20 protein-coding genes are annotated in these 23343 nt (G+C 66.5%); 6 read left to right on the top strand and 14 right to left on the bottom strand.

Annotated features, from left to right (window positions below; genetic code table 11):
* Positions 1-121: 121 nt before the first annotated feature.
* Together GRX01_RS05650 and GRX01_RS05645 are read left to right on the top strand one after the other, a co-directional pair.
* The gene (locus GRX01_RS05650) at positions 122-3130 is read left to right on the top strand and encodes an FtsX-like permease family protein (RefSeq protein ID WP_159664331.1); all 3009 of its coding nucleotides are present in this window, start codon (positions 122-124) and stop codon (positions 3128-3130) included.
* A complete protein-coding gene (locus GRX01_RS05645) occupies positions 3127-4800 on the top strand; it encodes a sodium/phosphate symporter (RefSeq protein ID WP_159664329.1) in 1674 nt (557 codons plus the stop codon). The genes GRX01_RS05650 and GRX01_RS05645 overlap by 4 nt, the downstream gene beginning before the upstream one ends.
* Here the strand turns inward: GRX01_RS05645 and GRX01_RS05640 are convergent.
* The 6 genes from GRX01_RS05640 to GRX01_RS05615 all read right to left on the bottom strand — a co-directional run bounded on the left by GRX01_RS05640 (position 4731) and on the right by GRX01_RS05615 (position 10565).
* Entirely contained in the window at positions 4731-5255 is a 525-nt protein-coding gene (locus tag GRX01_RS05640; RefSeq protein WP_159664327.1) for a hypothetical protein, read from the bottom strand. The two genes, GRX01_RS05645 and GRX01_RS05640, sit on opposite strands and share 70 nt — an antisense overlap.
* A gap of 302 nt (positions 5256-5557) precedes the next feature.
* On the bottom strand, positions 5558-6346 hold the full coding sequence (locus GRX01_RS05635) for a TIM barrel protein (RefSeq protein WP_201289525.1): 789 nt from the start codon (positions 6344-6346) through the stop codon (positions 5558-5560).
* A gap of 87 nt (positions 6347-6433) precedes the next feature.
* The gene (locus GRX01_RS05630) at positions 6434-7600 is read right to left on the bottom strand and encodes an ABC transporter ATP-binding protein (RefSeq protein ID WP_159664325.1); all 1167 of its coding nucleotides are present in this window, start codon (positions 7598-7600) and stop codon (positions 6434-6436) included.
* On the bottom strand, positions 7597-8463 hold the full coding sequence (locus tag GRX01_RS05625) for a carbohydrate ABC transporter permease (protein ID WP_159664323.1): 867 nt from the start codon (positions 8461-8463) through the stop codon (positions 7597-7599). The genes GRX01_RS05630 and GRX01_RS05625 overlap by 4 nt, the downstream gene beginning before the upstream one ends.
* On the bottom strand, positions 8463-9350 hold the full coding sequence (locus GRX01_RS05620) for a carbohydrate ABC transporter permease (RefSeq protein ID WP_159664321.1): 888 nt from the start codon (positions 9348-9350) through the stop codon (positions 8463-8465). Before GRX01_RS05620 ends, GRX01_RS05625 begins: the two co-directional genes overlap by 1 nt.
* A gap of 3 nt (positions 9351-9353) precedes the next feature.
* A complete protein-coding gene (locus tag GRX01_RS05615; RefSeq protein WP_233740892.1) occupies positions 9354-10565 on the bottom strand; it encodes an ABC transporter substrate-binding protein in 1212 nt (403 codons plus the stop codon).
* A 619-nt stretch (positions 10566-11184) separates the two neighbouring features.
* Between GRX01_RS05615 and GRX01_RS05610 the strand changes: the two genes are divergently transcribed.
* Positions 11185-11391, top strand: coding sequence for a cold-shock protein (locus tag GRX01_RS05610; RefSeq protein WP_159664317.1), 207 nt, complete (start codon positions 11185-11187; stop codon positions 11389-11391).
* A gap of 283 nt (positions 11392-11674) precedes the next feature.
* On the opposite strand, the gene GRX01_RS05605 is transcribed toward GRX01_RS05610, so the two are convergent.
* The gene (locus tag GRX01_RS05605) at positions 11675-13321 is read right to left on the bottom strand and encodes a DUF7827 domain-containing protein (RefSeq protein WP_159664315.1); all 1647 of its coding nucleotides are present in this window, start codon (positions 13319-13321) and stop codon (positions 11675-11677) included.
* 428 nt (positions 13322-13749) lie between these two features.
* Between GRX01_RS05605 and GRX01_RS05600 the strand changes: the two genes are divergently transcribed.
* Positions 13750-14277, top strand: coding sequence for a hypothetical protein (locus tag GRX01_RS05600; protein ID WP_159664313.1), 528 nt, complete (start codon positions 13750-13752; stop codon positions 14275-14277).
* 114 nt (positions 14278-14391) lie between these two features.
* Positions 14392-15273, top strand: a complete 882-nt coding sequence (locus GRX01_RS05595) for an alpha/beta fold hydrolase (RefSeq protein WP_159664311.1) — start codon at positions 14392-14394, stop codon at positions 15271-15273.
* Between the two features lie 102 nt (positions 15274-15375).
* Here GRX01_RS05595 and GRX01_RS05590 read toward each other — a convergent pair whose 3' ends face one another.
* The 3 genes from GRX01_RS05590 to GRX01_RS19325 form a co-directional block, all read right to left on the bottom strand.
* A complete protein-coding gene (locus tag GRX01_RS05590; protein ID WP_159664309.1) occupies positions 15376-16296 on the bottom strand; it encodes an NAD-dependent epimerase/dehydratase family protein in 921 nt (306 codons plus the stop codon).
* A gap of 687 nt (positions 16297-16983) precedes the next feature.
* Positions 16984-17199, bottom strand: a complete 216-nt coding sequence (locus GRX01_RS05585) for a hypothetical protein (protein ID WP_159664307.1) — start codon at positions 17197-17199, stop codon at positions 16984-16986.
* Positions 17200-17611: 412 nt separating this feature from the next.
* On the bottom strand, positions 17612-17746 hold the full coding sequence (locus GRX01_RS19325; protein ID WP_267903186.1) for a hypothetical protein: 135 nt from the start codon (positions 17744-17746) through the stop codon (positions 17612-17614).
* Between the two features lie 109 nt (positions 17747-17855).
* Here GRX01_RS19325 and GRX01_RS05580 point away from each other — a divergent pair, with 109 nt between their 5' ends.
* A complete protein-coding gene (locus GRX01_RS05580; protein WP_159664305.1) occupies positions 17856-18716 on the top strand; it encodes a TrmB family transcriptional regulator in 861 nt (286 codons plus the stop codon).
* Between the two features lie 3 nt (positions 18717-18719).
* Here the strand turns inward: GRX01_RS05580 and GRX01_RS05575 are convergent, their stop codons facing one another.
* From GRX01_RS05575 to aglF, 4 genes are all read right to left on the bottom strand, one after another.
* Positions 18720-19706 (bottom strand): NAD-dependent epimerase/dehydratase family protein, encoded by a 987-nt coding sequence (locus GRX01_RS05575; protein ID WP_159664303.1) that lies wholly within the window; start codon positions 19704-19706, stop codon positions 18720-18722.
* Between the two features lie 67 nt (positions 19707-19773).
* Positions 19774-20733, bottom strand: coding sequence for an NAD-dependent epimerase/dehydratase family protein (locus GRX01_RS05570; RefSeq protein WP_159664301.1), 960 nt, complete (start codon positions 20731-20733; stop codon positions 19774-19776).
* A 29-nt stretch (positions 20734-20762) separates the two neighbouring features.
* The gene (locus GRX01_RS05565) at positions 20763-21971 is read right to left on the bottom strand and encodes an NAD-dependent epimerase/dehydratase family protein (RefSeq protein ID WP_159664299.1); all 1209 of its coding nucleotides are present in this window, start codon (positions 21969-21971) and stop codon (positions 20763-20765) included.
* Positions 21972-22530: 559 nt separating this feature from the next.
* Entirely contained in the window at positions 22531-23265 is a 735-nt protein-coding gene (aglF, locus tag GRX01_RS05560; protein ID WP_159664297.1) for a UTP--glucose-1-phosphate uridylyltransferase AglF, read from the bottom strand.
* Positions 23266-23343 lie beyond the last annotated feature (78 nt).

Raw genomic sequence — 23343 nt, 5'->3', positions numbered from 1 at the left:
TAGCGGAGCCACGACGCGAGTGACGAAGGCTTTTTGTCCGACTGCGCCGGGGTAGTCACCGATACGTGTCGGTCGCAGAAAACGAGCGCGTCGCCGCGGTCCAGCGGGGCGGACACGTCGGATGAGCTACCGACGGGTGTTGCTCGGGCGATGGTCCCGCCGGGACCGGCTCACGGTGGTCGTCGTGGCGCTCGGCGTCGCGTTCGTCTGCGGGACCGCGCTCGTCGTCGTCGTCGCCGGCGCACAGACGACGGCGCTGGCGGCCGAGTACGGCGCGACCGCGACCGTCACCACACACGACAGCGTCGGGGCGGCGACCGCCGCCGCGCCGCCCGGCGCGACGGTCCTGCCGTACGCCCTCGTCGGCGGCCCGGATGGACGCCAACGGTACGTGCTCGCCAGGCCCGCCGATCCCGGGGGCGGAGCGCCCGACGCCGTCGCGGCCGTCGCGGAGGGCACGGGAACGACGCTGGGGTCGCTCGGCGGATCGACCGAACACACGCTGCGTGGCGAGGCCGGGACGGTCACCGTGTCGGTCACGCCGCGGGGGAGCCAGCTGCTTCCGGCGCAGTGGTACGTGGCCGAGCGGGGAACCGTCGAGGAGCTGGGGACGACGGGGGCGTTCGTCGTCCGGGCGGTCCCGGAGGGGACCGTCCCCCGAACCGGAGTCCCGCTGCGGACCGCGCTGGTCTTCTTCTCGCTGGGCACGCGGCAGGCGCTCGCGGCGCTGTCGACGGTCGTCGCCGGCGCGGGCCTGCTCCTCGGCGTCGTCGTCTACAGCGTGACCCGGATGACCGTCCGCGACCGCGAGCGGACCGTCCGGGTGGTCCGCGCGACCGGCGGCACCGGCCGGACGGTGCTCGCGCTGTTCGCGGCCCGGGCCGGGGGCCTCGCGGCGACCGGGTCGGCGCTCGGCTACGCGATCGGCGTCATCGGCGTCCACGCCGCCGTCAACGCCGCCGTCTTCGCCGGACTCCCGACCTCGCTGTCGCCGCGGGTGACCGCCGACGCCGCCGCGATCATCGCGCCGGTGCTCGTCGGGACGACCCTGGTCGGCGCGCTCGCCGGCGCGCTCGCCGCGTGGCCGGTCGCCCGACGCCCGCCGTTCGCGACCTCCTCGGACGCCCGGACGCGTCGCTCAACCGCGGGCGACGCCGAAGGGAACGGAAGCCCCTTCGCCCGAATCCGCGAACTCGCTTCGCCCACGCTCCTCGACCCGCGGACGGTCGTCCCCACGACCGCTACGCTGTCGGTGTTCGTCGCGTTCGCGGTGCTGGTGGCGGCGATGGGGGGCGTGCTCGCGCCGATCTCCGGGACCGAGGGGGCGACGATCACCGAGCCGGGGGCGACCCACCCGATCGCGAGCACGGTGCCGACGACGTACGCCGACGCGTTGCGCGATCGCGGCATCGACGCCAGCGCGGAGTTCCTCCTGTTCGAGGCGGACGACGGTCGCCCGTACACGCTCCGCGGGGCGAACTACACGGCGTTCGCGTCGGTCACGGACGCGACGCTGACTCGGGGGCGACGACCGGCGGACCCGGGGGAGGCGGTCGTCGGCGCCGACCTCGCCTCGACGCTCGGGGTCGGCGTCGGGTCGAACCTCACGCTCGGCGGACTCACCCGCGACGGGCTCTCTCGCGTCCGGATCGTCGGCGTCTTCGACGCGCCGGGACCGTACGACGACCAGCTGATCGTCCCGCTCGCGACCGCCCAGCACCTCACACACCGATCCCCCGGGACCGCGCACTTCGTCCGGGCCGAGCGGCTGCCGACGGACGCGCTCGCGGGGCCGCCGGTGACGGTGCTCGACGTGCGCGTCCCAGAGTCGGTGCCCGCCGACGGGACCGTCACCGTCGCCGCCGTGGTCCGTAACGACCGCGACGAGCGAGTGAACACGACGGTCGAGGCGGAACTGGGTGCGGAGACGGTGGAGCGTCGCGTTCGCCTCGATCCCGGTGCGACCGGGACGGTCCGGTTCACCCTGCCGACCGGTGCGCCCGGTCGGACGACCCTCACCGTGGGCGGGATCACGCGGGAGGTACCCATCGGCGACGCGGGCGGCGGTGGTGCGGGCGGGCTGTCGCTCGGTCCGCTGCCCGAACGGGGTCCCCCGAACGCGACGCTGCTCGTGACCGTTCGCGATCCCGATGGCGGGCCGGTCGCGAACGCGACGGTGACCGCCGGAGGGGCGACGACCACCACGGGGAACGACGGCGTCGCGGCGGTGTCGACGGGTGCTTCGGGCCGGCTGACCGTGGAAGCACGAGCGGGGAACCGCTCGGGGACCGAGTCGCTCGCGATCGAGACCGGCGCCCCGAGGCGGCCGGCGGCGACGCTGTCGGTCGCGCCGGCCGAGCCGGACCTGCTCGCGCGGCCGACGCTCACGGCGCGACTCGCGAACCCGTGGAACCGCACCCTCCGGAACGTCTCCGTCGCCCTCGCAGGCCCCGATCGCTCCGTCCGGCGCGTCGTGACGCTCGGGCCCGGCGAAACGCGGACGGTGTCCGTCCGGCTCCCCCGCCGACCCCCCGGCCGCTACGAGGCGACCGTCGCAGTCGACGGCGAGGAACTCGACGCGACGCGGTATCGCGTCACCGGCGACGAGCGCGTCGCCGCGGCGGTCGCGGCCGGCGGTCGCACCGGCACATCCGGCATCGGGCGCGCCGTCGAGACGGCGTTCGGCAACCTCCGGCTCGTGCTCGGGGTCGTCCTCGGGCTCGCGGCCGCCCTGACCGTCGGCGGGACCACCGCCGCGTTCGCCCGGGCGGTCCACGGGCGACGCGAGACCGTCGGGGTCTACCGGGCCACCGGCGCCTCGCCCCGCAGGGTCGCCCGGGTCGTCCTGAGCGACGCGGTCCGGATCGGAACGGGGGCGACCCTGCTGGCCGTGCCGCTGGGGCTCGCCGGGTTGCGCGTGGCCGCGGCCGCCGGCTACCTCACCGTCTTCGGCGTCCGCCTCCGGCCCGCGGCCTCGCCGGGCCTGCTCGTGGGAGTTTCGCTCGCGGGAGTGGCGCTCGCGACGCTGGGCGCCGGGATCGCGGTCGCGTCGATGCTGGTGGCGTCGCCGGCGACGCTGCTCGGCGGGGAGTCGGTCGGCGCCCCCGATGACGGGGAGGTGGAGGCGTGAGCCGCTCCCGGCCGACAGGTCGGTCGGTCGCGATCCTCGCGTGTCTCGTCGTCGCGGCGGGCGCCAGGCTGTTCCCGCTGTGGTGGAGCCCGCTCCCGGCGACGCTCGACGGGATCGTCTACGCCGCGCAGGCCCGGGACGCGCTCGCGAACGGGGAGATCCTGCTCGCGGGGTTCCGGGCGGACGCGCTCGTCTCGACGGCGTGGCTCTCGATGGGGAGCGCGGTGACCGCCATCGCACCGCTGCGGCTCGCACAGCCGCTGTACGCGAGCATCGGCGCCGCGTCGGTCCTTCTGGGCGCGGTGTTCGCCCGCCGCCTCGGTCGGAGCCTCGGATGGGACGCCGGGCGGGTCGGGCGGGCGAGCGTGCTCGCGGCGTTCGCGCTCGCGGTCGACGGCGTGTTCGTCCGGCGGACGGGCGTGCCGGACGACGACGCGCTCACGCTGCTCGTGATCCCGGTCGTCGCGCTCGCGGCCCACGCGTACGTCCGCACCGAGCGCCGGGCGTGGCTCGCCGTCCTCGCGCTGCTGCTCGTCGCGCTCCCGTTCACGCACACGTTCAGCACGCTCGTCGCGGCGGTCGTCCTGCTGGGGTTGCTCGCGGGCCACCTCGTCGGCCGGCCGCTGACGCGCGGCCGGGTCGTGCTCGCCGGGGGATTCGTCGGCTTCTGTGCGTACTTCGGCGGCTACTACACGCTGGCCGGGTCGACCGGACTCGTCGTCCCGTACGTCGACCGGATCGAGGGGACGCCCGGCCTGTTCCTCGCGTGGCTGGTCGTGCTGGTCGTCGGGGTACCGTGGCTCCGCGGCACCACGTCCGCGGTCAGGCGGGCGGCCGCCGGGTTCCCGCTCGCGGTGGTGTTCGCGGCGATCGCCGTCAACGCCCGGATCGCCGTGTTCCCCGGCACCTCGATGACGCCGCCGGTCGTGCTCGCGACGGTCGCGCCGTTCGCCGTGCCGGCGGTGCTCGCCGTCGCGGCGGCCCACCGGTTCGGCCGCGACGGCGCGGCCGAGCCGCCCCTGTTGGCGCTGTTCGCGGGGCCGGTCGTCCTGATCGGCTACTCCTTCACTGCGGGGCTGACCCCGGAGTACTTCGCGACCGCGCTGCGCGCACAGACGCACCTCCACCTGCCGGCGCTCGTGGCGGCCGCTGCGGTCGCGTCGCGCCTCTCGCCGGGTTCACTCGGCGGCGGAGGTCTCCCCGTCGGGGGACTCGGTCGGCTCGCGCGTCCGGCGCTTGCGGCGGTCCTCGTCGTCGCGCTCGTCGCCACGCTCCCGGTCGCGTACGTCGATCTCGATACGGGGAAGGTGCCGAGCACGACCACCCGCTCGGAGTTCGCGGGCGGCACCTTCGCCGCGGACCACGTTCGCGGACGGTGGACGAGTTCCCACACGCAGACGCGGGTCGCCGCGAACTATTACCCCGACGTGAACGCGTCCGTCTCGCCAACGGCCGTCTGGCTTCGTGGAGGCCCCTCGCCGGCCTGTCCGGTCGTCTCGCTTCGCTCGTGGACGACCACCGGCGCGCACCTGTTCCCCGGGGCGCCGGCGACGGTCCCCCCCGAACGGTACGACGGGTGGCTCCGGGATCGTGCGGTCGTCTACGCGGCGAACGGGTACGACCCCCTCGTCGTCTCCCTGCCCGCGGAGCGGAACGCGTCCGGCTGTTGAGGCAGGCATTCCGTCGCGGCAGCGAACCCAGTCCTGGAGGCGAGTCGATCGCGTGACTGAGTGAGGTGGTCCACCGACGAGCCCGAGCTGACGGCCCCCGACTCACCCGAACACCAACCACAGATTGATCGCCGTCGCGACCCCCCGAAGCCCGTTATCGCGACCGGCGGGAGGTAGTAGTAGGCGGCGTCCTCGTCGTCGAGCCCCCGTCGGCTGACGAACAGTCCGAGCGCGAACACGCCCCCCTTCACGACGACCAAACCGGCGACCCCGAACGTCTCCAGCAGTCCGGCGACCAGCGGGTTCCCCTCCCCCAGCCCGGGCACGAGGTACACGAGGATCACCGTCGAGACGATGTCGCCGACGACGTAGGTGAGAAACGCCACCGCCCACAGGAGCCGGAACTCGACGCCGGCGCGGCGCTTCCACCGGTACCACTCGCGTGCCCTGCTCATCCGATTGCCGATCGTAGGGACTGGACGGACAGGAGTCCTCCGGTCGGACGGGGAGCGGGAACGAGCACGGAGACTCGGGGGCCAGTATGTTTCACGCCCGACATCTGGGAACTGTTCACAAGACATTTGTCAGCACGGTCGTACGGTGGAAACGGTATGACGGAGTATCGATGTGCGACCTACGTCGAGGTTCGCGAGGGCGTCCGTGACGTGACCGAGCGTGCGGTCGGTCTCGGTCGACCGTCCGAGACCTGACTCGGGGATCGACCGGCGACCGAGGGGACTCGACTTCTCGCCCTCGGTCAGTGGATCTCCGGTAATAACTCGTCGAGCGCGGCTCTCGAGTGTCGAAGGTACTCGACCGACTCGGTGGCGACTTCGAGCGACAGCGTCCCGCTCCAGTCGTCGTCGAACGCGCCGAGGATCGTCGCGAAGTCGACGTTGCCGGCGCCGAACGGGAGGTGTTCGTCCCTCGGAACGCGGGTGTCGTTGAGGTGGACGTGCGCGATCCGGTCCCCGTGCTCGGCGACGAACTCGGCCGTGTCGGCGGCGTCGGAGCCGCTGACACGCGCGTGGCCGGTGTCGAGCGTCATCGAGACGTCGGTTGCCGCGAGCAGTCCGTCGATCGTGTCGATGGTGTACGCGCCACCGAAGAGGTTCTCCGCACAGATCTCGACCCCGCGCTCGGCGCCGTACGCGTCCAGTTCCCTCACGGACTCGTCGATATGCCGACGGAGGTCCTCGTGGTCCCAGGCAACCTCCCACGCCGAACTCTCCGGGTGAAGCACGGCCTTCTCGGCGCCGAGGTCGCTCGCAACGTCGAGACACCGTCGCTGTGTCGCGACGGCCCCGTCCCTGACGCCGGCGTACGGCGAGCCGATGTCGGTCGGGAACGGCAGGTGGACGACCAAATCGAGGTCACCCTCAGCAAGGTGTCTTCCGACCGTCTCCTCGCGTTCGGCCAGCGCTCCTCGGTCGACGGGTCCGTCCATCAGGATCTCGACGTAGTCGAACCCGGCCTCCCCGGCGAACGCGAGTTGCTCGTCGAGCCCCATCGTCACCTGCGTGACGAATCCGACGCGCGGGTTCACGCGCGCTCACCCCGCGATGAGAACGCCGTGTCCAGCCCCGATACCCTGTCGGTGCGGTCGATATCGGCACGAGCGGAACACGTGGATTCAGTCATCGGCTCCCCCCTGGCGCGCCACGGCGGCGTCGCGACGACCGTCACCGTCGACGCCGATCGCCTCGCGGGAGTCCGCCGAGTGGTACACTGCCGCCCCCGATTCCGGGTCGAACAGATGCAGTCGATCCGGGTCGACACCCAACGTGATCTGGTCCCCCACTTCGACCAAGGATCGCGGTTGGATGCTGACCTCCATCTCGTGACCCCCGACCGTCCCACGGACGAGCAGTGTGCTTCCGAGCGGCTCGGTCACGGTGACCTCCATCCGAACGTCGCCGTCCGTGTCGGCCGAGAGGTCCTCCGGCCGGACACCGAACACGACGCGGTCTCCCGACGTCAGCCCGAGCGATTCGGGCGAGGCGTCCAGCGGAACCGTGTTGTCCCCCCAGACGATCTCGGACACGGTCCCACGCCGCCGCAGGGTCGCATCGACGGTGTTCATCCCCGGACTGCCGATGAACTCCGCGACGAACCGGGTGTCGGGCGCGTCGTACAGGTCCTGCGGCGGCGCGACCTGTTCGATGCGGCCGTCGTTCATCACGGCGACCCGGTCGCCGAGGGTCATCGCCTCGACCTGGTCGTGTGTGACGTACACCGTCGTCGTCTGCAGCTCCGCGTGCAACTCCGCGAGTTCGGCACGCATCTGGACGCGCAGCTTGGCGTCTAGGTTCGACAGCGGTTCGTCCATCAGGAACACCTCCGGGTCCCGGACGAGCGCACGGCCGATCGCTACGCGTTGTTGCTCGCCCCCGGACAGCGCCGACGGCTTCCGGTCCAGCAGATCCTCGATGTCGAGGATCGCGGCGGCTTCCTCGACACGCTCGGTCGCCTCGGTACCCGAGAAGCCGGCGGCTGCGTCCAGCCCGAAGGTCATGTTCTCGCGGGCGGTCATGTGCGGGTACAGCGCGTAGTTCTGGAACACCATCGCGACGTCCCGCTCGCTCGCGGGCTCGGCCGTCACGTTCCGGTCGGAGATGCTGACGGTCCCCTCCGTGGTCGACTCCAACCCGGCACACAGGCGCAGCGTCGTCGACTTCCCGCAGCCGGACGGACCGACGAGGACGAGGAACTCCCCCTCGGTGACGTCGAGGGACACGCTGTCGACAGCCGTTACGTCGTCGAACTGCTTGGTCAGGTTGTGAAGGCTGATTCCGGTCATTCTGCGAGTCCAAACGTTTCCAGCAGCGGGTTCCGGAACGCGATCAGGACCGCCAGCGGCGGCAACAGCGTCAGGACGGCACCCGCCATGATGAGCCCCCAATCGGTCTGCCCGGCGTTGCCGACCGACTGGAGGTACTTCATCCCGACCTGCACGACCTGCTTGTTCTGGTCGGAGACGACGATCAACGGCCACAGATACTGGTTCCACGAGTAGATGAACGTGATCACGCCGAGCCCGGTGATCATCCCGCGCGACATGGGCACGAGCACACGCCAGAGGAACTCCAGCGGACCGACGCCGTCGACCCTCGCCGCCTCGACGAGCGACTCCGGGATCGACATGAAGTGCTGTCGCAGCAGGAACACCGCCGTCGCGCTCGCCAGGTACGGGCCGGTGAGCGCCAGCAGGGTGTTGGACCAGCCGAGCGTCGCCATGAGCTCGTACAGCGGAACGATCCGGACCGGGACCGGGAACATCAGCGTGAACAGGATCAGGAAGAAGACCCCGTTCTTAAACCGGAAGTCGTAGAAGACGAGCGCGACCGCCGCGAGGAGGCTCACTGCGATCTTTCCGACGGTCACGAGGACGGACATGATCAACGAGTTGGCCATGTACGTCAGCATGTTGTAGGTCGTCAACACCGAGACGTAGTTGGCGAGCCCGTCGCTCCCGGGGGTGATGTCGCCGATGTCGTAGATCTCCGGGACGGTCTGCGTGCTCATCACGATCGCCAGCAGCAGCGGCGAGGCCATGAGCAGGATCGACACCACCAGCCCGACGTGGACGGGAAGCTGCCCCGGGACGAGTCGCGTGGGGGACGACGCCTCGGAGACGGCCTCTCGTCGTGTTTCTGCTGCCATCAGTAGTGTGCGTAGCGGTCGGATACTCGCAACTGGACATAGGTGAGCCCCGCCACGATGACGAACAGGATCACCGACTCGGCCGATGCGAGTCCGAGGTTGTTGAACTGGAACGCGTCACGGTACAGCTGGTAGATGAGCAGGTTCGTCGCGTTCGTCGGGCCGCCCTGCGTCATCAGGTCGATCAGCGCGAAGCTCCCGAAGAACGCGTAGATGGTGTTCATGACGACGAGGAACACCAGCGTCGGCGACATCAGAGGGACGTAGACACGCAACAGTCGCCGCCACGTCCCCACGCCGTCCAGATCACACGCCTCGTTCAGCGACTCCGGGACGTTGTTCAGCGCGGCCAACATGAAGATCACGTTGTAGCCGACCTGCTTCCAGACGGCCGCGATCGCGACGACGAGGAACGCCTGCCAGCCGACGGTGAACCAATCAACCTCCACGCCGAACCACGACTCCAGATAGAACGTGTAGATGCCGACGCTCGGGTGTGCCAGGAACAACAGGACGGTTCCGGCGACGGCAGTCGGCAGCGCGTACGGCCAGATGGCGGCGATCAGGTAGGCGGCCTTCCCGTTCGTCACCTCGTACAGCAGGAAGGCGACGAGCAGCCCGACGGCGAGGGTACTCACGACCACGAACGCGGCGAATCCGAACGTCAGTCCGACGCTCGCCAGGTACGTGTTCGACGTCAGCAGGGACGCGAAGTTTCCGAGTCCGACGAACCGGGTGTTCTGTCCGAACAGGAACGTCTCGTAGAGGCTCAGCCGGAGCGTCTGCAGGGACGGGTAGTACAGGAACGCCCCGATCGCGGCCAGCGTCGGCAGCAACAGGAGGTACGCCCCCAGCGAGCTGTCGAACGCTGTCTCGTGGGCGCTCATCCGTCACCCCTTGCTGTCGATGTACTCCCGCAGCACGGTGTCGGCCTCCGACTTCATGCTCGAGAGCTTCTCCTCGATGGTGACGTCGGAGTTGATCATGCTGACGTAGCCGTCCTGGATGAGCGTCCGAACCTCCGTCGCCGGACCGGCCTGCCAGCCCTGCGTCGCCACCGACGACTCGGTCTCGCTGAGCTGATCGAACGCGGTCTGGAAGTTCGGATTCTCGTCGAACCACCCCTCGTCCTCGAGGAGTTGAACCGCGCTGTTGCTGATCGGGAAGTACCCCGTGTTCCGGTGCCAGAACGCCTGCTGTTCGGCCTCCGAGAGCCACAGGAGGAAGTCAGTCAGCCCTTGCTTCTTCGCCTCGGAGAGGCCGCGAGTCATCCACAGGGACGCGCCGCCGATGACGACCCCCGTCCGGGTCTGCCCCGGCGTCGGGTAGTAGCCGGTCCCGAGCTCGAAGCCCTTCTCCTCGGCTCCGGCCGTCGCCGACGCGACGCCGGCGGTGGACGAGATCCACATCGCTGTCTTCCCGTTCAGGAACGCCTGTTCGGCGGCGCCCCACGCGCCGACGCCGGCGTGGTTGTACAGCCCCTCGTCGTACATGTCCGACCACCACGAGAAGATCTGGCTCGCCACGTCCGTGTCGAGGTTGATCTCGGTCGGGTCCCCCGCTCGGCCGTTCTGCTCGTTCACCAACGGTTCACCGGCCTCGGCGAACCACTGCTCCGGGAACCACGACACGTTCGCGAACGTGATCCCCTGCTCGGCGACGCCCTTCGAGACGACGGTCTCGCTTGCGGCCCGGATCTCCTCGAACGTCGCGGGCGGGGACTCGGGATCGAGGCCGGCCTCCTCGAACATGTCCTTGTTGTAGTAGAATATCGGGTTCGAGGAGTTGAACGGGAGCGAGTGGACCGTGTCGTCGAACGAGTAGTAGTCGATGACCGGGTCCTGGAAGTCCGACCAGTCGATCCGGTCGCTCGGCAGCGCCTCCTCCATTGGGACGAAGGCCCCGCTGTCGATGGCGAGGCGGCTCCCCAAGTCGACGATCTGCGCCAGCTCCGGCGCCTCGCCGGCGCCGATCGCCGAGGTGACCGCGTTGAGCGTCTCGGTGTAGCTTCCCTTGTAGCTCGTCTCGACGGTGACGGAGTCCGACTGCTCGTTGAAGTCCGACGCCAGTGCCTCGACCGTTTCTCCGAGGTTGCCGCCCATGGCGTGCCACCACCGAATGGTGGTCTGGCCGGACGTCCCCGCCTGATTGTTGGCGGAGTCCGACCCGGTTCCGAGACAGCCCGCCGTCGTGAGTCCGGCTGCCGCCAAGCCGGTCGTTTTCAACACCCGTCGCCTGTCCGTCAGCGGTTGGTCAGGAACCACAGGTGACGGTTGCCGTATCACGACTTGACTCATTATAATTCATTGATATATCGATGGGTGGAGGGCCGGGATGGTCCGTGCGTCTCAATACCGGCGGGGAGCTCACACGAGTCCACGGAGGGCTACCGAGATCATCGCCCCGTTGCGGCGGCGGTCGTGTGCCAGTCTCGGTGACCGACGGTGACGGCACTCACGGCGCCGCGGTCGATGTGGAGACATTGAGGACGGCCGTTCACGGCGTGATACGTGGGGTTGTGAGGTTCACCGGCTCAAAGAGGGTTCCTCGCCATGCAGACGGATTCCCGTTCAGGACAGTCTCTCACCCCTCAAGTTGTGATACTCCGTCCACACCGGAACCGCCCCGTACAGCCCTCGGAACCGAGAGCCGGTTCGGAGGAGTCGTGGTAACTTGACTCTCGGAAGGGTTATGCCTCACTCGGTCGTGTATATGGATGTAATGGCTAACGGTACGGTTGAATTCTTCAACGACACGGGCGGCTACGGTTTCATTTCGACTGACGACGGCGACCTCGACGACGACGAGGACGTGTTCTTCCACATGGAGGACGTCGGTGGCGAGGATCTCACGGAGGGCACGGAGGTCGAGTTCGACATCGAGTCCTCACCCAAGGGCCCGCGCGCGGCGAACGTCGTCCGGCAGTAACACCGAGACACACCCGTCCGAGCGACGGACGACACTCTCGATTTTGCAGACACCCATACCACGGTCGAGCGACGGCCACAGGGTTCCACGTCGACCGACGACGTCGATCGGATCCGCGGCCGACCGTGGTCCGGATCCCCCATCGAACGGAACCACCCGTGCCGTAGCGAGACGTCGAATCCACGATCCGTCGGGAGACGTTTCATCGCTCACATTCCGGTTCGATCGCGTTCGGTATCTGGGGGACCGACCTCTGAGAGAGGGCGATCGGTTCCGATGCCGGTCAGACCGGAGTTCGAGGACCCCAGAGTGACCGAGCCTCGGCATCGCTCACGGGAGCCACTGCCGACGCCTCCGCTGTGCTCCCCTCGACGATCACTCCCTCCGCCGTCGCCGAGAAGGGAGCCCGCTCGACACTCACCTCGAACCCGTCCCCGCGAACCTGCGCGCTCAGGTTGAACGTCGCCGCGAAGGTGCCATCACTGCTGACGGTGACCGTCCGACTCTCGAGAAACGACGACTGCGCCCCCTCCGTCAAGCGAACGACGACGGTTACCTCCGTCCCCGGCGCGACGTTCGTCGTTCCGGTGACCGTCGCGTTCTCCTCGGCCGTCGTCGTCACGAGGTCGTCCTCGTTCAGATCGAAGCCTCCCTCGGCCGCTTCGAGCGTGACGTTCGCCGAGGCGGTCCGATTCCGGGACGCACCCTCCGCAGCGTCCGGTTCGTTCGGGTCGACGGCGAGCAGGCGCGGATCCTGTAGGGAGCTGTTGACGGCGATCTCGTCGCCGTCATCGAAGGCGGTGTCCGATCCGTTGAACACGGTGGCGGCCACGGTGTCGTAGTCCACGAACACGTAGTACGTGTCCCCGTCCGCGTGGATGACCGTGAGCGCCTCCTCGATTCCGGTCCCCGTGGAGAGCGCCTGGCCGAGGTCGAGCGAGACGGGGGCTCGATTCTGTTCGGGGTTCCGCTCATCGAGGACGACACGGAGCGGCGCCTCGGAGCTGTTGTTCGACCGGAGGGCCGCACTGAACTCGTCCGTGACCTCACCACCCCCGACAGTGCCGATCACTCCGGAGAGCCCCGGCGCGGTGAGTTGGACGACGAGCACGTCGCTGTTCGAGTTGTCGGGTGTGTACGCCAGCGTGTCGGTCCGCGTCAGTCGCTCGTCCACGATGGCGTCGCCGATGGCCGTCACGGCGGAGCGACTCTCGTTGGCCGCCGCCTCTCGGACCACCGACTGCGTGTCCTGCGCCGTCCGCCAGAGCGCCTGTGACGGGGCCGAACGCTCGATCACGAAGAGCGCCCCGACGAAGTCGGGGGTTTCGAGAACGGTCGCCGGGTCGTCGCTCGTTCCGACCGAGACGAGGTAGTCGCCGGGATCGAGGAGGGAGTCCAACTGGGTCTGGCTCTTCGTGTCGTCGAAGGTGATCCGGTCGGACTCGCTGTCGCCGACCAACTGGACGACGGTTTCGGCCGAGGTGTCGCCCGCCGCGTAGGTGTTGAACGCGAAGGTAACGACGCCGTCGCCGTTGGCGTCCGTGAGCGAGACGTTGGCCTGATAGCCGTCCTCGCTCTCGTTGCCGATGACCACGGTGGCGGAGCTACCGGAGTCGTTGAGGCGCACCGTGAAGGTCGCGATCCCACCTCGAGGAACCTCGGTAACGTTCTCCGAGAGGTTCACCGCACTGTCCCCACCGGGTTGCACGAGGCCGGAGGCGTCAGTCGGGACGCTCGGATCAGGAGTTGCGCCTGTGGGGGCGGTCGCCGGAGCGACGTCTTCAGTCGGGGGCGCGTCGCCGGCCGTGCCGGCTGCGGTCGCGGGTGTCGCGGCGGTCGTTCCTGCGAACGCGACAGTGCCGGCGATGACGCCGAACACCATCACTGCAGTCAGGACCAGCGCACGTGTCGTGAGAGTTGAGTCTGTCATGAGATACTGGGATCGCACTGTACAGTGGTCTCGATAGGATCCGATCGACCGCCGAGAGCGGCGCAGAGGCACTCTCGGCGGGATCCGTGCGAGCGTCACCGGACAGGAGTATCGGACACGACGCTCGGATCGGGGGAAGGTCTTCGTACGCAAAGGGGAGCGAATATCTCCGATTACGGGCACGGAAACTCCCGATAGTGCTCGGTTGAATCGGCTTTGTTGAGGTCGTTCGCTACTACCAGGATTGGCAGGTCTACTCGTGGTAGATGGATATTGGGACAACAGGAACAGTGTATCGTTGAATGCACGGCCGGCTGCAAGTACGGGGATCCGGTGAATACGTCGCGGGCCACCGTGGATCGACACGGGTGCCGAAGGTCGGGACGAACTCCGGAGCCGATTACTGTGCGGCGCCCCGGATGCAACCCATGGACGGGGACACGGTCGCCGAGTATCTCGATCGCTACGACGAGACACAGGGACTCCTGCCCACCGAACTGGAGTCGTTCGGCGAGCAGTACCGCGAACAGGGCCATCTCACCCGCGATCAACTGTACGAGATCGCGTATCTGTCGTCGACGCGCAGCGCGTATCACGTCGAATCCAATCCCGAGGAACGGTGTCGCGAGGTGACGCGAAACGTCCGTCGTGTCTCCGGCGACTTCTCGAAGATACGGCTGATAACGGGCCTCAGTGGGTTCCAAGCGCCGACGGCGTCGTGTGTCCTCGCCGCGTTGGATCCGGACCGGCACGCCGTCGTGGACACGCGGGTGTGGGCGACGTTGGACCGGTTCGACCGCCTCGACGGCCGGAAGGAGTCGTTCGACGCCGACGACTACGTCGCGATGATCGAGCCGATCCGAGCAATCGCCACCGAGACGGGGTACACGCCCGCCGAGGTCGGCTACGCGCTGTTCGCGTACGACGCCGTCCACCGAGCGGGAACGCTTCACTGACCGACGCGCTCGATACGACGCTCACCGCCGAACGCCCTGGGAGGGTTGGCGATCCCGAGTGAGGTCGTCATCGCGCCGTGAACCTTCACAACGGTCGCGCTCGGATCAGTTTCCATGGCCCCGAACCGGACGGTGGAGGACCTGCCGATCGACCACGAGTTCCGCGACGCGAGCGGCGTGCGGCTCCACGTCGTCGCCGCCGGCAACCCCGCGGACCCGCTGGTGGTGTTGTTACACGGGTTCCCCGAGTTCTGGTACGGCTGGCACCGATACATCGAGCCGCTCGTCGAGGCGGGCTACCGGGTACTCGTCCCGGACCAACGGGGGTACAACCGCAGCGGGAAGCCCGCGGGCGTCCGCCCGTACCGGATCACGGAGCTCACTCGCGACATCGTGGCGTTGATCCGGTCGGACGGGTACGAATCCGCCCATGTCGTCGGCCACGACTGGGGCGCGATGGTCGCGTGGAACCTCGCACTCCGGGAGCCCCAGCGGGTCGACCGCCTCGGCGTCGTCAACGTTCCCCACCCCACCGCGTTCCGCCGGACGCTGCTCGGGAACCGCGAGCAACTGCGGCGAAGCTGGTACGCGTTCGCGTTCCAGATCCCGCTGCTGCCGGAGTGGACCGCCGCGCGCAACGACTTCGCGCTGTGGACTCGGGTGTTGACTGAGAGTGTTCCAGCGGGGACGTTCGACGAGGCGGACCTCGATCGGTATCGCACCGCGTGGGGCCGGCCCCGTGCCGCGCGGTCGATGGTGAACTGGTACCGAGCGGTTCCGCGGTACCCACGGCTACCGCCGCGTGAGTCGGTCGAGGCGCCGACGCTGATCGTGTGGGGCGAGCGTGACGAGGCGCTCGTCCCCGAGTTGGCGCCGCGGAGTCTGTCCTACTGTGAGAACGGCCGGCTCGAACGGTTCCCGGACGCCGGCCATTTCGTCACTCACGAACGGCCGGACAACGTCGCGGAACTGTTGGTCGATCACCTCGGAGGGTAGCACACAGGCTGGCGGTGGAGGATACGGGAGTCAGGTGTTGGCCCCGGAGTTGGCTCACCACTCGCCGTCGACGGGCGTTCGGTAGCCAGTGGGTCGGCGGCGTCAGGTTCGCTCGGAGACTAATCGAGAGAGCCCTTCCTCCAGCGAGACTGTCGGCTCGTACCCCAGTTCAGAGTAAGCTTTCGAGATATCCGCTTGGCTGTGTTCGATGTCGCCTTGACGTGTCTCGTCGTGGACGATCTCGACGTCAGAATCGGTTACCTGCTTACAGATCTTCGCCAACTCGTTGATCGTGGTCGGGCTTCCGGTTCCAATGTTGTACGCCTCGCCGACGGCGGCCGTCTCCGCGGCCAGCAGGTTCGCATCGACGACGTCGTCGACGTGAACGAAATCACGGATCTGCGTACCGTCGCCGTGGATCGTGATCGGGTCGCCGTCGCGGATCTGGTCAAGGAAGGCCGCGATCACGCTTGCATAATCGCCAGCAACTCCCTGACGTCCGTATACGTTGAAATAGCGGAGCGCGACCACATCCTGATCGTAGATGGAGGCGTAGGTTCGCGCGTAGTGATCCACGCTGAGTTTCTCGATTCCGTAGGGGGATGTCGGCGACAACTGGTCGCTCTCCCGGATCGGAATCCGTTCCGGCGGGCCATACGCCGCCGCGCTTGAGGCGACGACCGATCGAGCGTCTTCCTCCCGTGCCGCATCGAGAACAGCGAGCGTCCCGTCAACGTTCGTCGCATGGGACCGTCTGGGCTCCTCCATGGATCGAGCGAAATTCGTCTGTGCCGCCTTGTGGAACACGACGTCGACCCCGTCGATGGCGCGCTCGAGCGTGTGATCGTCAGTGATACTCCCCTCGATCACCGTCGCGACATCTGGAACGTCCTCGGGGTCTCCCGTTACGAAATGGTCGAGCACGCGGACGTCGGCCGTGTCGACCAGTCGATCGACGATGTGGCTGCCGATGAACCCGGCTCCTCCTGTGACCAAGACGGTTGCACCGTCAAGATCGACCATTGATCGACTATTGACAGACAGGACTGTATACTCTCCGGCAACTCCGGGCGACGGAACGCTGTGTGAACTGATTCATTCGAGAATCTTTGACTACCATGACCCATCGACGGCCGCCCGGTACGCCTCCAACACGTCGTCGGCCACGACGTCCCAGTCATAGCGTTGTGCACGCTCGACTGGGTTGGTCTGTGGTCGGCCGCCATGAGAACACGACTCAGTGTCTCGGCCAGATGTCGACGATTGCATCAGTGAGGAAGCTGGCGTTGCCGATGACCTCATCGGCCGCGGAGTCGGAGTGTTCTACCGCTATCACGGGTCAGTCGGCGATCAGCCTCTCGGTACAAACTCCGACATGGATAGGGAACCCCAGTTCGAACCTGTACCAGTGACCGGCGTCACGATCGCCACCGATCAACATTCACACCCATGCTGGACGTGCATGGAAACTGTCGACTTCTCTGCGACTTCGTCGGTCGGGTGCCGCTTGACGACGATCGAATCGGATGGTCACTCCATCGAACGGACGGTCTCACCCGCGAGGTGGACGCCCTTATGTACGTATTGATGGCCGGTATGGGCTCAAAGAAGCTCAGTATCGCTTGAGACACTGGAAGGATCCCCTCCGCATCCCCGTCGGCAAGACTACCAAGCGTTCAATCGTTGTCCTGCGCACTGCGAGCCTCAGGATCAACAGTACCTGCTCAGTAGAATGAGCGCAAGCCCGTCGACTGCGAGTACCACCGACAGTGCGAGCGTCCCGAGGAGATTCGTGGATACCGAACCCAGGAGCAACCCGACACCGACGATCGCACCGAGCAGAAGCGAAAGCGCTCCGAACACCATCAGCATGATGCTCCCCGTATCGAGAAGGAGGAGGTCGCTTCGATTGTGGAAACCAGCCATAGCGAAAAGGGTATCGTATTCGTACAAGTATCCGTTCCTCAAATTCTCAGTATTGGTATCTCTATGGCGTCCTCCGGGGGTAGTCTCGTTGTGAATCCCTCCCTATGTGGCTCCCTTCCCAGCACCGGATCTATTGCTTGGCCGTTGTCGACCTGCGGACTGACGCGCAGGAAGTAAGTGCAGACATGCTTGTGGCAGGAGGATGTACCGTGGAGACGTCAGCGCACAGTTAGGCTGATTCGGGGGACTCCAAAGGTGTGGACGACTGGAGCTGCAAAAGAACTGCCCGCAGAACCGCGAATGTCCCTCGCCCCCGCGTTCGACCGCTGAAGGATCCGGACGAACAGCCTCCTACGGTTGACTCGTGAGATATGACCGTAAGCACTGCTTAGTTCCCTACCGACCCGGTGCCCTACTCGTCCTTCTCGCTACCGGACGCCGATTCCGCTTCGTCTCGCTGTTCACTAAGTTTCTCCCAGATCTCCGTGCAGCCCGCGCCGTCCTCGAGGTCGTGGAGATGGTCATCGTCTCGCGTTGAGTTACTCATGTTGTGAGTAACTACAGGCGCATTCAATATGAAGCTATCGGATAGCGGACCACTCGTCGATTCGGCAGCAACCGCCGTGGCTTTTCAACCAGACGCCCATATGCCCGGTATGAGCACCCCCGACACGGAATCTCTTCTCGATCCACTTGCGCTGACTGAGTACGAGGAGCAGGCACTCGAGCGCCTGATCGAGTTGGGGCGAACGACGGCGCCCGATCTTTCGGAGGCCACAGGCATTCCGAAGGCGCGTATCTACGGTGTCCTCGACGAGCTAGCCGATCTGGGGTATCTCAAGGTCATCCCCGGTCGGCCGAAACAGTATCAATCGAAATCGCCCGAGGAGATCCTCGATAGGGCGATCGAGAACCGTCGACAGACCTACGAGACCGACCGAGCTCGGATCGAGGACACTCGCGAGGAGTTCGTCGCGGCGTTTGGGCCGCTGTACGAACAGGCTAGCGAGGACATCTCTCCGACGGAGGAGCTGTTTCACGTCGTCGACGTCGGTGACCCGAGCGAGCGCGAGACCAGGACCCTGTACGCGGACGCGCAACGCGAGATCCGGATCATCACGAAGAGCTTCGAGTACTTCGAGGCGATCGAACCCGCGTTCGCGGACGCGCACGAGCGAGATTGTGCGCTCCGGGTTCTGTTTCTCGACCCTGACCTCTTGGAACCGGAGAACAGGTCGGTCCAGCGGGACATGGTGGAGTACCTCCGCACGGAGTACCCCGCAGTCGAGTACCGCTTCAGCGCGACACGGCTCCCCTGGCGGGGAACGCTCATCGATCCCAGTTTGGACTACGACTCCGGTGACGCCGTCCTTCTCGTCGAGGAAGAGGACGTTCCGCTACACAAGCGGCAGGCTGCGGTGACCGAGAACCACTCGTTCGTCGCCGGATTGAGCCGCTACTTCGATCTCACGTGGAACCACGACACGCTCGACGCGGACCCGCACAGCGACTCCTGACGGTTACTCAGCCCGCGCCTTCGCCTCGAGGAGGTCCCGAATCGATCCCTCTACCGTCTCCTGGGGAGTCCATCCGAGCGTCTCCTCGGCCGCCGAGATGTCCACCTCAAAGGACTCGACCATCGTCTCCCCGCTGCGCGGGTTCTCGACGACCCCGATGTCGACCTCGGAGTTGAGGATCTCCGCGGCGTGTTGCTGGACGAGTTCGGCGACGTCCATCACGCCGGGGTCCTCACGGGAGGCGATCTCGTACTGTTCGACTCCGGTCTCGCCGGCGGCGAGTTGCTCGCGGAGCCGTTCAGCGCTGTGGACGTACGCACGAGCCACGTCCTTCACGTGGATGAAGTTGCGCGCCTGTGTCCCCGGTTCATACACAGTGAGGGTCTCCCCAGCGGCGGCACGGTTCGCGAAGAAGTTGATCACGGTCCCCTTCGAGACGCGGGTGTCGCCGATCGTGTGTTCGCCGTAGAGATTGGACTTCAGGAACAGGTGCGCCGGGAACGCGCCGTCGGCGAACGACTCGATAGCACGCTCGTTGAGCACCTTCGTCCGCCCGTACCAGTTCAGCGGATCGCGCGGGTCGTCGACGGAGATCGGGAACGATTCCGGATCGCCGAGGACGGCCATACTGAACGGGAAGACTAACCCGGCGCCGGTCTTGCGACAGAACCACGCGACGTTGTTCGTGCCCGTGACGTTCACGTCGTACGCGAGGTCACGGTTGGTGTCGCAGTCGTCGACGCCGCTGATCGCCGCGAGATGCATGACGATATCGGCACCCGCGAGCGCGTCCTCGAGGTAGTCCCGATCGCGGATGTCCATGTGTTCGACCTCGACGTCGTCGATCTGTCGGACGGTCCCGAGGTAGAAGTTGTCGAGGGCGGTGATCTCCCACTCCGGATGGTCGCGCTGGAGTATCTTGACGACGCGACTGCCGATGTATCCGGCCGCACCGGTGACCGCAACGTGAACGTCGTCTGTCGTGCTCATGGTCGTTCACCACTGGCGTCAGTCAAAATACCTCGCGATCCAGCTCCGGGACGGCTGGATGCACCATTCACCGGTGTTCCCCTCCAGTACCGTTCTGGAATCGCTCGGCCAGGCCAGCGATCCCCTCGTGAAGGTCGTGTTCGGGCTCAAACCCCGTCTCGGCGACGCGGTCGAAGTTCACGTGATACGAGGGCCCCGGGTGCTCGTCCTCCAGATATGTGATGTCGAGGTCGCGGTCGAGTTCGTCGCGGACGGCCTCGGCGATCTCCTCGACGCGGTAGTTGCTGTCGTTGGCCCCGACGTTGTAGACCTGTTCGGGCCAGTTCCCCGGTTCGAGTGCGGCCTGGGCGTATGCCCGGGCGGCGTCCCTCACGTGGATGAACGGCCGCCAGTTCGAGCCGTCGCCGTACACCGTGAGCGGTCGGTCGGTGATCGCCCGGAACACGAAGTGGTTGACGACGAGGTTGAACCGCATCCCCGGCGAGTAGCCGTAGTTCGTGCTCATCCGGAGTGCAGTGCCGTCGATGCCGTATTCCTCGATCGCGTTCGCGAGGAGGGTTTCCGCCTCGTGTTTCGATTCCGCGTAGGGGTTCAGCGGGTCCGGGTCGACCGTCTCGTCGATATCGCGAGAGGCCGCACGACCGTAGATGTTACACGAGGAAGCGAACACGACGTTCGAGACGTCGAGCTTCCCTGCCGCGCGGAGGATGTTGCGCGTCGCGTCGTAGTTGACGGTGAAGGTCTCCTCGCGTCGGTCGTGTGTGCTGTCGGCGCCCGTGATCGCCGCGAGATGGATGACGGTATCACACCCGCGCATCGCTGACTCCACGTCGCCGTACTCAGTGATGTCGCCCCGTCGGAAGCGCAGTCGGTCGTCGCTGCCGAGCCCGCTGCCCATGAGGTTGCGGGGCGAGGACATCGACAGGTTGTCCAGAATGGTGATGCGATCGACGCGGTCGTCGTCCCGGAGGATCGGAACGAGCGCGCTGCCGATGTAGCCACAGCCGCCGGTAACGAGAACGTGCATGGGTGATGAAATTGGGTGTGTCGGGTAGGTTAGTCGTCTCCGGCCGCGGGCGCCTCCTCCTCGTCGAGGCGGTCCTCGAGGACGCCGGGGAGGAAGCGGTCCTCGTAGGCGCCGATGCGGTCGGCGTGGTCCTCGAGTCGCTCGAAGACGCCGCGGATGCCCTCCTCGAAGGTGACCTGCTGGTCGCCGATGAGGTCCATGTAGCGGTCGTTCTCCATCTCCATCTTGTGGGTCTCGTCCTCGTCGCGGGGGTTCTCGAAGTGCTCGACCGCCGTGTCGAAGCCGAACTCCGTGGCGACCTCGGCGATGGTCGTCCCCATCTCGACGATGGAGATCGGGCGCGTAACCTGATTGTAGACGACGTGGTCGTCCGGGCGGTCGTCGGGGTCGTTCAACGCGAGTCGCGCGAGCCCCTCGACGGCGTCCTCGAGGGAGACGAACGGCTTGCGCTGTTCGCCCTTGCCGTACACGGTGATCGGGTAGCCCGCGATCGCCTGCGCGGCGAAGCGGTGGGCGACGACGCCGAAGTAGTAGTCGAAGTCGAAGCGCGTCGCGAGGCGGTCGTCTGCTGCGGTTTCCTCGGTCGCAGCGCCGTAGGTGATCGCCGTTCGGACGTCCGAGACGGGGATGCCGAACTGTTTGTTGGCGAGCCGGAGGTTCGCCGCGTCGTGGGACTTGGTGAGGTGATACCAGCTGCCCGCCATCGCCGGGAACGGGACCTCATCCTGTTTGCCTTGGTTCTCCATCGTCGCGCCGCCCTCGGGGATGGGGAACTCCGGCGCGCCGTACACGCCCGTGGTGGTCGTCTCGATGAGGTGGGTGTCGCTGAGATCGTTCTCGTGCAGCCCCCACGCGAGGTTGCGCGTGGACTGCATGTTGTTGTGCTGCGTGAAGTTGGCGCGCTCGCCGTTGATCTGGGAGTAGGGGGCGGAGGGTTGGGCAGCGGTATGGACGATCGTGTCCGGTTCATGGACCTGCAGGAGTTCGTCGACGAACGACCGGTCCGTGAGGTCACCCTCGACGAACGAGAGGTTGGTGAGGCCGTGGACTTCTTCGGCAGCTTCGAGGCGCGTCTCGATGTCCGCGACGGGGCTTGCCGAGACGGAGCCGACCTCCGAGACCCACTCGCGCCGGCCGAAGTTGTCGACGAGCACGACGCGGTCGTCGGTTCGCGAGGCGATGCGCAGTGACGTGGGCCAGCCAATGTAGCCATCGGCGCCGGTGATGAGGATCGTCATTAGTTACTCAGTTCGTGAGTCACTCTACTCTCATATGATTCTGTTGGTTGGGTGGTGATCTGGTAGAATTAATTCAAGATCGCCGTTACGGATCTCGGTAGTGCTAACTTTGTGTAGTTGGTCAGGATGGCCGGGCTAACAGCTCGTACCACCCTCTGTTCTGTTATACCACCCGGTAAACGCCTCGACACCCTCGCGGATAGCGTAGATACGTTCGTACCCGACCAGTACTGTGTCTTCGAGACGTCATCGCTCCCGGAGTCAGGATGATCGGCCGCGATCACGGTGCAGTCGGCGTCTATCTCATCGCCACAAATCCCTCAGCCGTCAATATAGATATCTACCACTTGGCACCGCCAACACTTGTTCGATCAACCTCTGGACGTTTCCCACTGATCGAACAGGGTTGTCCTCATCGAGAGGCGTATCCCGTGTCAAATCTATACGTACTCCGCCAAAGAACAGCGACGTGATTGTGTTCCGGGCAGGTTCATATGTTCCGTTCAACCGCGGTCGTGCCCGGTAGCCTGTCTGTTCGGTGTCGCTGCCGACGTACACCTCAGGCTTCGGCTTCCGGCTCCATCTCGTCCCCCAACCGGCGATCCGCCTCGTCGCGATCCTCGGGGTAGCCGATGTCCATCCGCCACCCATCCAGCGGGATCGCGTCGATCGTCCGGCCGCTCTCCAAGAGCAATCCCACCGCGTCGCTGATCTCGTACTCACCGCGATTACTGGGCTGGACGAGGTGGCAGGCGTGGAAGATCGCGGGCGTGAACGTGTAAAAGCCGGTCATCACGAGGTTGGACGGCGGGTCATCGGGCTTCTCAACTACGTCGATGATCTCGCCGTACTTGTTGGTGTCACAGACACCATAGCGTGAGGCTTCCTCCATCGGAACCTCCTCGACGAGGAACGCGGCGTCAGCGCGGTCCTCGGCCTGTCGGCGAACCACGTCCTGGAGGTTCGCCTCGAAGACGTTGTCGCCGAGGATGAGCATGAAGTCGTCGTCGATGTGCTCCTCGACAGTAAGGAGTGCGTGCGCGAGGCCGTTCTGCTCGCGCTGGTGGGCGTACGTGATGGGGACGCCCTCGTACTCGTCGCCGTAGTGCTGGATGATCTTCTCTTTCATATACCCCACGACGACGATGAGCTCGCTCGCACCGAGGTCGACGAGGTTGTCGAAACAGTGCGTGAGGATCGGCGCTCCGTCGACCTCGACCATTCCCTTGGGCTTGTCCTCAGTCAGCGGTCGGAGTCGGGTTCCCTCGCCCGCTGCGAGAACGACTGCTTGCATGGGTGAGAAGTTCGGTCGGTACCGTATATATCTCTCGGCTCATTGACGCGTAGGTTTCTGTGACTGGACGGGAACGCT

This window comes from Halobaculum saliterrae (assembly GCF_009831625.1).
In the GTDB taxonomy this organism is placed as follows: domain Archaea; phylum Halobacteriota; class Halobacteria; order Halobacteriales; family Haloferacaceae; genus Halobaculum; species Halobaculum saliterrae.
Note: the sequence above shows the minus strand (reverse complement) of the source record. Positions and strands in the feature narration are given on the sequence as shown.